The sequence below is a fragment of the Microbacterium sp. ISL-103 genome (genome assembly GCF_018613995.1).
Classification (GTDB): domain Bacteria; phylum Actinomycetota; class Actinomycetes; order Actinomycetales; family Microbacteriaceae; genus Microbacterium.
On record NZ_JAGGPD010000034.1, the window covers coordinates 1 to 9,816 of the forward strand.

The window sequence follows — 9,816 nt, forward strand, 5'->3', positions numbered from 1 at the left end:
GGGCCTGCGATTCCACCCCTTCTTCACGGCGCACCCGCAGGGGGCGCGTCGCCGCGCCGTCTCGGCGAGCATCCGCCGCCTCTCCGAGCTGCTCACCCAGCACGATGCGGCGAGCGACGGCGGGTCTGAGGACCACCGGGCACGACGCCGCATGCTCGAGGAGATCGACACCCTCTGGCGCACCGCTCCCCTGCGCGCCGAGAAGCCGTCGCCCACCGATGAGGTCCGCACGGTCATGGGCGTCTTCGACGAGACGCTGTTCACCACGGTGCCGCACGTGTACCGACGCATCGACGACGCGCTGCGCGGCGACGACTCCGGGTCGAGCGCCCCCGTCGTACCCGCGTTCGTGCGCATCGGCTCGTGGGTCGGCGGCGACCGCGACGGCAACCCGTTCGTCACCGCATCCGTCACGCGGGAGGCGTCGCAGATCGCCTCGGATCACGTGCTGCGAGGTCTCGAGCGCGCACTCGAGCGCATCGGCCGCACGCTCACCCTCGACGCCGAGGACACGCCTCCGAGCGCCGCCGTCTCGGCGATCTGGGAGACCTTCGCCGCAGCGCAGCCGCGCGTCGCCGAAGAGCTGGGCGCCCGCTCCCCCGGCGAGCCGCACCGCCGCATCCTGCTCGCCCTCGCCCATCGGGTCGCCGCCACCCGCCGCGGCGACGACCAGCGGTACTCGCGACCGGAGGAGCTTCTCGACGATCTCCGCGCGGTGCAGTCGTCTCTCGCGGATGCCGGGGCGAAGCGCCACGCGTTCGGCGGCGTGCAGCACCTGATCTGGCAGGTGGAGACCTATGGGTTCCATCTGACCGAGCTCGAAGTCCGTCAGCACTCGCAGGTGCACGCCACGGCTCTCGCCGAGCTCGAGGGCGGCGAGGCGATCAGCGCTCAGACCGAGGAGGTGCTGGAGGTCTTCCGGGCGATCGCCGACATCCAGCGCGACCGCGGACTCCGCGCCGCCGGGCGGTATGTGGTGTCGTTCACGCAGGCCGCGTCCGACCTCGCGAACGTGCACCGTCTCGCGAAGCACGCCCTCGGCGACGACGCCCCCGTGCTCGACGTCGTCCCGCTGTTCGAGACGTTCGCAGACCTGCAGGCCGCCCCCGCCATCCTCGCCGAGGCGGTGAACTTCCCCGAGTTCCAGACCCGCCTGGCCGCGACCGGCAACCGGCTCGAGGTCATGCTCGGATACTCGGACTCGTCGAAGGACGTCGGCCCCGTCGCCGCCAACCTCGCGCTCTACGAGGCGCAGGAGAAGATCGCTCGCTGGGCCAAGGACGAACATCTCGAGCTGACCCTGTTCCACGGCCGTGGTGGCGCCCTCGGGCGCGGTGGCGGCCCCGCGAACTCGGCGATCCTCGCTCAGCCGCCGCACTCGGTCGACGGACGGTTCAAGCTCACCGAGCAGGGCGAGGTCATCTTCGCGCGCTACGGCGAGCCCGCCATCGCGATGCGTCACATCGACCAGGTCGCAGCGGCCACGCTTCTCGCCTCGTCTCCGAGCGTCGAGAAGCACACGAGCGACGCCGCCGAGCGGTTCGCCGACATCGCGTCGGTGATGGACGTCTCGTCGCGTGAGCGCTTCTTCTCGCTGGTGAAGGCCGAGGGCTTCGCGCCCTGGTTCGCCACGGTCACCCCGATGGAGGAGATCGGTCTGCTCGCCCTCGGTTCGCGCCCGGCCCGACGCGGCCTGTCGGTCGAATCGCTCGAAGACCTGCGCGCGATCCCGTGGGTGTTCGCCTGGACGCAGGCCCGCATCAACCTCGCGGGCTGGTTCGGACTCGGCACGGCGCTGGCCGCCGTGGGCGACGAGGCGCGTCTCATCGAGGCGTATCGCGACTGGCCGCTGCTGCGCACCATGATCGACAACGTCGCCATGAGCCTCGCGAAGACCGATGAGCGCATCGCGCGTCAGTACCTGGCACTCGGCGACCGCGAGGATCTCGCCCAGCTCGTGCTCGACGAGATGACGCTCACCCGCGAGTGGGTCATCCGCCTCACCGGCGGCGTCGGACTGCTCGAGAACAAGCCGATCCTGCAGCGTGCCGTGCAGCTGCGCACCCCCTACGTCGATGCCCTCTCGCTTCTGCAGCTGCGCGCTCTGCGCGCACTGCGCGACCCGGGTGCGGCGACGGGATCGGGTGCCGATGACGAGCAGCGGCGACTCCTGCTGCTCTCCGTCAGCGGCGTCGCCGCCGGCCTGCAGAACACCGGGTGACCTGCTCTCCTCGTACGTGATCACGAGCGCGCCGGTGTGAAGATCCTCACATCGGCGTGCCCGCTAGAGTGAAAACTCCGCCCGATCCGGCGCACCCTCACGCGACACGATCGCACGCATCACACTCCCCCGATCAGAAAGCTCTTTCGCGTGACCTCTTCGTCTTCGGCCGACTTCCACCCGCTCGCAGAATCCGTGCAGCCCGTCTTCGACACCGTGCTCGCCCGCAGCCCCCACGAACCCGAGTTCCAGCAGGCCGTGCATGAGGTCCTGAACTCGATCGCCCCGGTGCTCGAGCGCAACCCGCAGTTCGTCGACGGCGGGATCCTCGAGCGCCTGGTCGAGCCGGAGCGTCAGATCCTGTTCCGGGTGCCGTGGGTCGACGACACCGGTCGCCTTCACGTCAACCGCGGCTACCGCATCCAGTTCTCCTCGGTGCTCGGCCCCTACAAGGGCGGCCTGCGCTTCCACCCCTCGGTCAACCTGTCGATCATCAAGTTCCTGGGCTTCGAGCAGATCTTCAAGAACGCTCTCACCGGTCAGGGCATCGGCGGCGGCAAGGGCGGTTCGGACTTCGACCCGCACGGCCGGTCGGATGCCGAGATCATGCGCTTCTGCCAGTCGTTCATGAGCGAGCTCTATCGTCACCTCGGCGAGCACACCGATGTGCCCGCCGGCGACATGGGCGTGGGCGGCCGCGAGATCGGCTATCTGTTCGGCCAGTACCGCAAGATCACGAACCGTCACGAGTCGGGGATGTTCACCGGCAAGGGCACCGGCTGGGGCGGCGCCGAGGTGCGCACCGAGGCCACCGGGTACGGCGCGGTGTTCTTCGCGCAGGAGATGCTCGGCGTGCACGGCGACTCGCTCGACGGCAAGCGCGTCGGCGTCTCGGGCTCGGGCAACGTCGCGATCTACGCGATCCAGAAGGCCTCGCAGCTCGGCGCGACGCCGGTGACGGCATCCGACTCGTCGGGCTACGTCGTCGACGACGCCGGCATCGATGTCGACCTGCTGCGCCAGATCAAAGAGGTCGAGCGCGCCCGCATCGTCGAGTACGCCGACCGCCGACCCGGTGCCCGGTTCGTCGAGGGCGGCAGCGTCTGGGAGGTGCCCGTCGACATCGCCGTGCCGTCGGCCACTCAGAACGAGCTCGACCTCGACGGTGCAGAGGCTCTCATCGCCCACGGCGTGCGCGCGGTGTCGGAGGGCGCCAACATGCCGTGCGTGCCTGCCGCGGTCGAAGCCTTCCAGAGCGCGGGTGTGCTCTTCGCCCCCGGCAAGGCCGCGAACGCCGGCGGCGTGGCGACCTCGGCTCTCGAGATGAGCCAGAACGCCTCACGTCAGCGCTGGAGCTTCGACGCCAGCGAGAACAAGCTGCGCGAGATCATGGCCGACATCCACCGGGCCGCGTTCGATGCCGCCGAGCGCCATGACGTCGCCGGTGACTACGTCGCAGGTGCGAACATCGCCGGCTTCGAGCGGGTCGCCGGCGCGATGCTGGCCCAGGGCGTCATCTGAGCCTTCGGCATACCCCGCGCGCGACACACCACGAGACAGAAGAGCCGCCTCCCTCCCCAGGTAGGCGGCTCTTCCGCATGCCAGTGTCTCAGGTTTCGTCGACCGGCACCTTGACGACTTTGTTGTAGCCGGTCACCGCCTGGTTCTCGTCGAACGCGACGACCTTCTGTCGGAAGCCCTTCGTGATCACGGCGAGGTAGATCACCCCGAGGGCGGTCCAGATGAGGCCTCCGGTGAGGGCATCGGCGTGCAGGTTCACCCAGAGGAGCCCCGTGAGCAGCATGCCGATGCCCGGCATCACGATGTAGGTGAAGATCTCGCGGGGTGTTCTGCGCATGCCCTTGCGGATCGCGAACCAGGCGATCACCGAGATGTTCACGAAGGTGAAGGCGATGAGGGCGCCGTAGTTGATCCAGGCCGCGATCAGCTCGAGGGTGAACGGGATCGCGAGCAGCGAGATCGCACCGACCAGCACGATGTTGAAGGTCGGGGTGTGGGTGCGCGGATTGATGTATCCGAACGCCCGCTGCGGAAGCACGTTGTTGCGCCCCATCACCAGCAGCATGCGCGACACCGACGCGTGCGAGGCGAGGCCCGAGGCGAGGGTCGCGCAGAATCCCGCCGCGGTCAGGACCGCCATCAGCACGTTGCCGCCGACGAGCTGGCCGATCACCGGCAGCGTCGAGTCCTCGACGTACTGCATGTCGCCGCCGGGGGCGAACTCGTTCCAATCGGGGAAGCGCAGCTGTGTGACGTACGCCGCGATCAGGAAGATCGCGCCTCCCAGCAGCACCGTGAGGAGGATCGCCTTCGGCATGATCTTCGGATCCTTCGCCTCTTCGGCGTACATCGTGACCGCGTCGAAGCCGATGAACGAGAAGCAGACGATGGTCGCCCCCATGAGCACTGCGCTGATGGTCGCGCCGTCGTGCATGAACGGGGCGGCGGATGCGATCGTGGATGCGCCCTCGCCGCGCATCAGCTGGGCGATGACCATCACGACGAAGACCACCATCACCACGATCGAGAACACCAGCAGGATCATGTTCATGTTCGAGGTGCCGCGCATGGTCATGTAGATGATGCTCGTCACGAGGATGCAGTACAGAACGACCCAGATCCATCCGGGGATGTCGGGGAAGAGCGCCTCGAGGTAGCTGCGGATGATCAGGCAGTTCACCATCGGGAGGAGCACGTAGTCGATGAGCGAGGTCCACCCCACCAGGAACCCGAGGTTGGGGTGGATCGATTCGCGCACGTACGTGTACGCGGAGCCGGCGCTCGGGATCGCGCGGGAGATCTTGCCGTAGCTGATCGCCGTGAAGACCATCACCACCAGCGCGACCAGGTAGGCGGCGGGCACGACGTTGTCGGTGTCGCGGGCGACCATGCCGAACGTGTCGAACACCACGGGGGGTGTCATGTAGCCGAGTCCGAGAACGACGATCGCCCAGAGACCGAGGTTGCGGCGGAGGGTTCCGCCACCCTGGGCGAGCGGCTTCGTCTTCAGGGCCATGTGTACTCCTGCGGGAACAGCGCATGGGTCGGACTTCGGGCGGTCCGACGCTGAGCATCAGTATGTACCCGAGATATTCGTCAGAGGAAGAGCGGATCTGGTTCGAAATACGCATTTAACATGCCGCATCTGCGCGCGTTTCGAAGCCGACGCCCCTCACCATCCTTCGGTGAGAACCCTGTCGAGCATCGCGACCACATGATCGGCGCTCTGCCGAGTGAGACACAGCGGCGGCTTGATCTTCAACACGTTCGAGCGCTCGGATGTGGTGAGCACGATGACACCGAGCTCGCGCATCCGCTCGCAGATCGCCGCCGCCTCGGCCGACGCGGGCTGCATCGTCTCGCGATCCCGCACGAGCTCGACGCCGAGGTAGAGCCCGGCGCCGTGCACAGGGCCGACGAGCGGATGCCGGAGCGCCAGCGCACGGAGGCCGCCGGCCAGATGGTCGCCGACCTCGAGGGCATTGCGCTGCAGATCGTCTTCGACCATGGCATCGAGGACAGCGAGCCCCACCCGGCAGCTGAGCGTGCTTCCGCCGGCAGAGGAGAAGAACTGCCCCTGGCTGCTCAGCGCGTCGGCGATCCGTCGAGACGTGATCACGCCGCCGATCGGGAAGCCGTTGCCCATGGGCTTGGCGATCGTGACGATGTCGGGGACGACCCCGGACTGCTCGAACCCCCAGAAGGTCGAGCCCATGCGGCCGAAGCCCACCTGCACCTCGTCGGCGATGCAGAGGCCACCCCGCGCCCGCACCCGCTCGTAGGCTCCTGCGAGGTATCCGTCGGGCAGCACGACACCGCCCGCATTGCCCAGCACGGATTCGCACAGGAAGGCGGCGGCATCCCTCCCCTCGCCGGCCAGCCGGTCGAGGTCGGCCGCGAGGTCGGCGAGATACGGGTCCGCTGCACCGTCGCCGCGATACGTCCCGCGGAACGGGTTGGGCACGTCGGCGACGTGCACCCAGTCGGGTCGGGTGGCGAGGGCGTGCGGGTTGTCGTAGGCGCTGGTGGTGACCGCATCGCTCGCCATCGTCCAGCCGTGATACGCCTCGCGCAGTGCGACCACGGTTCGTCGACCGGTCGCGGCCTGAGCGAGACGGATGCCCAGATCGACAGCCTCCGAGCCGCTGTTCACCAGCAGCACGGTGTCGAGACCGCTGCCCTCGGGCATGAGCGCGATGAGACGCTCGCTGTACTCCGCCAGGTCGCGGAACAGGAATCGGGAGTTGGTGGCGAGCGTCTTCAACTGCCGATCCGCCGCGGCCGCGACCTTCGGATGCCCGTGCCCGAGACCTGCGACGTTGTTGACCATGTCGACATAGGCACGACCGGTGGTGTCCATCAGGTGGTGCCGCCAGCCGCGCTCGATCTGCGGCGGGTGCTCGTAGTAGCGCTCCTGCGCCTCGGCGAAGATCCTCTCGCGACGCCGGCGCTCGTCGTCGGCGTCGTCGAACTGCTCGTGCGAGGCGAGCCCGAGCAACGGCGCGGGGTCGGCGGTGAATCGTCGCCAGGCGGCTGCCCTGTCGGGGGCGACGAGACGGGCGGCTGCGGGCTCGGCAGGCAGGGACGGAGCATCCGCCCGCCGCAGCCCGACGACGAGCGACCGGATGGCGAAGGAGGCCGCGAGCCTGCCGATGCGCTCGCCCGCCTCGACGCGACCAGTGCGTGACGCCTCGATGTCGCGGCTGCGGACCTCGAGCACCCAGTCGTCGCCGACCGCGATGCGCGCGCCGTCGTCGACGATCCGCAGGTCGCCGGCCACCGCGGCGACCAGGCGCAGCGAGGGGCCGGGGGCGACATGCAGTTCGGTCTCTGTCGCCCAGGTCGCCGCAGCGTCCGCGACGTCGATCGCGGTCTTCGTCAGGCGGTAGACGCCGTAGGGCATGACGGCGACGCGTGCACCATGCTTGTGCGCCTCGGAGACGAGCTGCGCCTCGGCATCGGGTGCGCACCAGCGCCCGGCATCGAGCGCATCGGATTCCACTCCGGGGTCGACGACGACGACGCGGCCCTCGAGGTCGGGCAGGAAGGTCGCCAGTTCGCCGGTCGCCTCGGCCCGGGCCACGACGACCGACGCCTCGAATGCGCCCTCGTCAGCAGGGGCGTCGGACTCGGACTCGGACTCGGACTCGTCGACCACGGGAACCTCGAACGGTCGCGCTGCGAATCCGACCCTCTCGAGCACGAGCTCGGTCGCCTCGACGAGCGGAACAGCGGTCGCGGCATCGAAGATCGCCTGCTCCCCCGCGATGCGCTCGCGAGCGTAGTCGTTGTCTCCGTCGATCTCGAGCTGCCGCCATCCGCTGGCGACGAGCAGCGCCGAACGCAGCACGACCAGCGGCCACACGGCAGCCGCCTCGTCGCGGTCAAGCGGCGCGTCGGCGTGGAACGCCGCCACGGTGTCGAGTGTGCGAAGCGGACGCTCGGGCTCATGGTGCAGCATCGACGAGACGCAGACCGCCAGTTCCGCGACCCGCCAGCCGAGCCCCAGGTCGCCGAGATCGAGCACGATGTGCGGGTGCAGACGGGAATCCTCTCCCCGACGCCCCGTGACATTGTCATCGGTGAGATCCCCGTGGATCGGCTGCACCGGAAGGCGGGAGGCGACCGCGGCGAGCGCCGCCTGCGCCTCGTCTGCGGCCGTCCGCACACGCGAACGGAGCTCGGCGTCGGTGATCGCAGGTGCCAGGGCGACGGTCTGCTCGTGTGCGACCCGCATGTCCCACATCTGCGCGCGATCGAGTCCCGGATGCTCGAGAGGAGCGAGCGCATTCACGGATGCCGCAGCCAGTGCCCCGAACTCGGCGAGGACCACCGGTGCGAGGTAGCCGGCATCGACCATCGCCTCGCCCTCGGCGAACTCGCTGCGCCGCACCGCGAACCCGCGCCATCGCTGAGTCAGGGCCCCGTCGGGGCCGGGGATGACCGCGGGCACCGGCACTCCGGCTGCCCGGTACGCGTCGAGGGCCCGGTGCTGCGCCTCTCGTGCCTCGTCTGCGAACACGGGGTTGTCGACCCGCAGAACACTGCGCGAGCCGTCGGGCTCGGACAGCACGAAGTTGCGGTCCTGATTGCTGCCCAGCTCGCTCGCCTCAGCCTCGATCCCGTAGCACTCGCGCGCGATCAGCACAGCATCGGCCGCGCTCACATCGGGACGGACGAGTCCTGCGCCCGCGCTCACCCGCGACCCGCCGCGGGGCCGTCGACGTCGAGACGCACGTCGTCTGCATGCCGGGCCAGCGAGCTGCCGTAGCGCTCGGTGAGCTGCACCATGAGATCCGGGGTGTCGCGATCCACGCCGAAGACATGACCGGGAAAGTCGAGCTCGGGCTGGGCGGCCGAGATCTCGGCCTCCTGGTCGGGCGAGAGCAACTGGACGGGGTCGCCCACCGCGACCCAGCCGATGGGCACGACCGTTCCCGAGGGCAGCACGGCCCGGCGGTGGACGATCGCGTTGACCCGCACCTCGCACCTGTCGCCCACCAGAGCGCCGTTGAAGATCCGGGCACCCGAGGCGAAGAAGACCTCTTCGCCGACGGTCGCCCCGGCGACGCTCGCGAGCGTGCCGACGAGCGTGTGCGAGCCGATGTGCACGGCGTTCGCGGCCGTCGCCCGGATGAGCGCGTTCTCCATCACGATGACGTGCTCGCCGATCCTGATCGGACCGCCCTCGGCGGTGATCACGGCGCCGTGCAGCACTTGGCAGCCGGGGCCGATCTCGACATCGCCGGAGATCACGGCGGTGGGAGCGACGACGGCGGTGTCATGGATCCGGGGCCGAGCCCCGAGGTGCTCGTACAACATGACGCCAGCGTAGTGGTGCGGGGCACACGGCGAGAAGGCCGCTTCGGGCTCGGAGCGGGCAGCGTTCGTCCTGCTACGCTGACGCCCATGCAATGCAGCTGACTCGACTCTTCTCCTGCCTCCGGCCGCCGTTCCGCGTGCCTGCGGCTTCGTCGATCGAAAGGCTCACTGTCATGCACTCCCCCGACCTTCCCCTGCTCGGACGCACCGCTCTGGTGACCGGCGTCTCTCGCAGACGCGGCATCGGATTCGCGACCGCGACGTCACTCGCGTCTCTCGGCGCGAACGTCTTCTTCCACCATTTCCGCCCTCATGACCTCGACCATCCCTGGGGCGGGGACGATCTCGACGCGGTGCGCGCAGGCATCCGCGACTCTCTCGCGTCCGGAGCGGTGATGGGCGACGCTCAGGCGGATCTCCGCGACCCTGACAGCATCGAACCGCTGCTCGACGCCGCATCGTCTCTGTCTGGCCGGCTCGACATCGTCGTCTGCAACCAGGCGATGTCGGGCGGTGACGGCACCATCTTCGACATGACCGCCGACCGACTCGATGCGCACTGGCAGGCGAACACGCGCGCCTCGCTGCTGCTCACCGCCGGACTCGCACGTCGCGTCCGTCATGAGCTCGGCGGAGCGGAGTCGCCGGTCGCGCGCCCCGGCGACAGCATCCCGGCGCTCGGTCCCTTCGAGAAGCCGACGGCCCGCGTCGTCTGGATGACCCCCGGGCAGGGCCACAGAGCCATGCGGGGC

At 69.3% G+C, this 9,816-nt stretch carries 6 protein-coding genes; 3 read left to right on the forward strand and 3 right to left on the reverse strand.

Features of this window, described 5'->3' with window-relative positions:
- Positions 1 to 2,221, forward strand: a 2,221-nt coding sequence (locus J7E68_RS01500; RefSeq protein WP_215169202.1) for a phosphoenolpyruvate carboxylase, incomplete at its 5' end; no start/stop codon positions are given.
- 150 nt (positions 2,222 to 2,371) lie between these two features.
- Positions 2,372 to 3,742, forward strand: coding sequence for an NADP-specific glutamate dehydrogenase (gene gdhA, locus J7E68_RS01505; RefSeq protein WP_215169204.1), 1,371 nt, complete (start codon positions 2,372 to 2,374; stop codon positions 3,740 to 3,742).
- 88 nt (positions 3,743 to 3,830) lie between these two features.
- Here the strand turns inward: gdhA and J7E68_RS01510 are convergent, their stop codons facing one another.
- The 3 genes from J7E68_RS01510 to J7E68_RS01520 form a co-directional block, all read right to left on the reverse strand.
- Entirely contained in the window at positions 3,831 to 5,258 is a 1,428-nt protein-coding gene (locus tag J7E68_RS01510) for an APC family permease (RefSeq protein ID WP_215169206.1), read from the reverse strand.
- A 156-nt stretch (positions 5,259 to 5,414) separates the two neighbouring features.
- Positions 5,415 to 8,441: an aminotransferase gene (locus tag J7E68_RS01515; protein WP_215169208.1), complete on the reverse strand. Its 3,027-nt coding sequence runs from the start codon at positions 8,439 to 8,441 to the stop codon at positions 5,415 to 5,417.
- Positions 8,438 to 9,064, reverse strand: a complete 627-nt coding sequence (locus J7E68_RS01520; RefSeq protein WP_215169210.1) for a gamma carbonic anhydrase family protein — start codon at positions 9,062 to 9,064, stop codon at positions 8,438 to 8,440. Before J7E68_RS01520 ends, J7E68_RS01515 begins: the two co-directional genes overlap by 4 nt.
- Before the next feature lie 173 nt (positions 9,065 to 9,237).
- Here J7E68_RS01520 and J7E68_RS01525 point away from each other — a divergent pair.
- On the forward strand, positions 9,238 to 9,816 hold a 579-nt coding region (locus J7E68_RS01525; RefSeq protein ID WP_215169212.1), incomplete at its 3' end, for an SDR family oxidoreductase.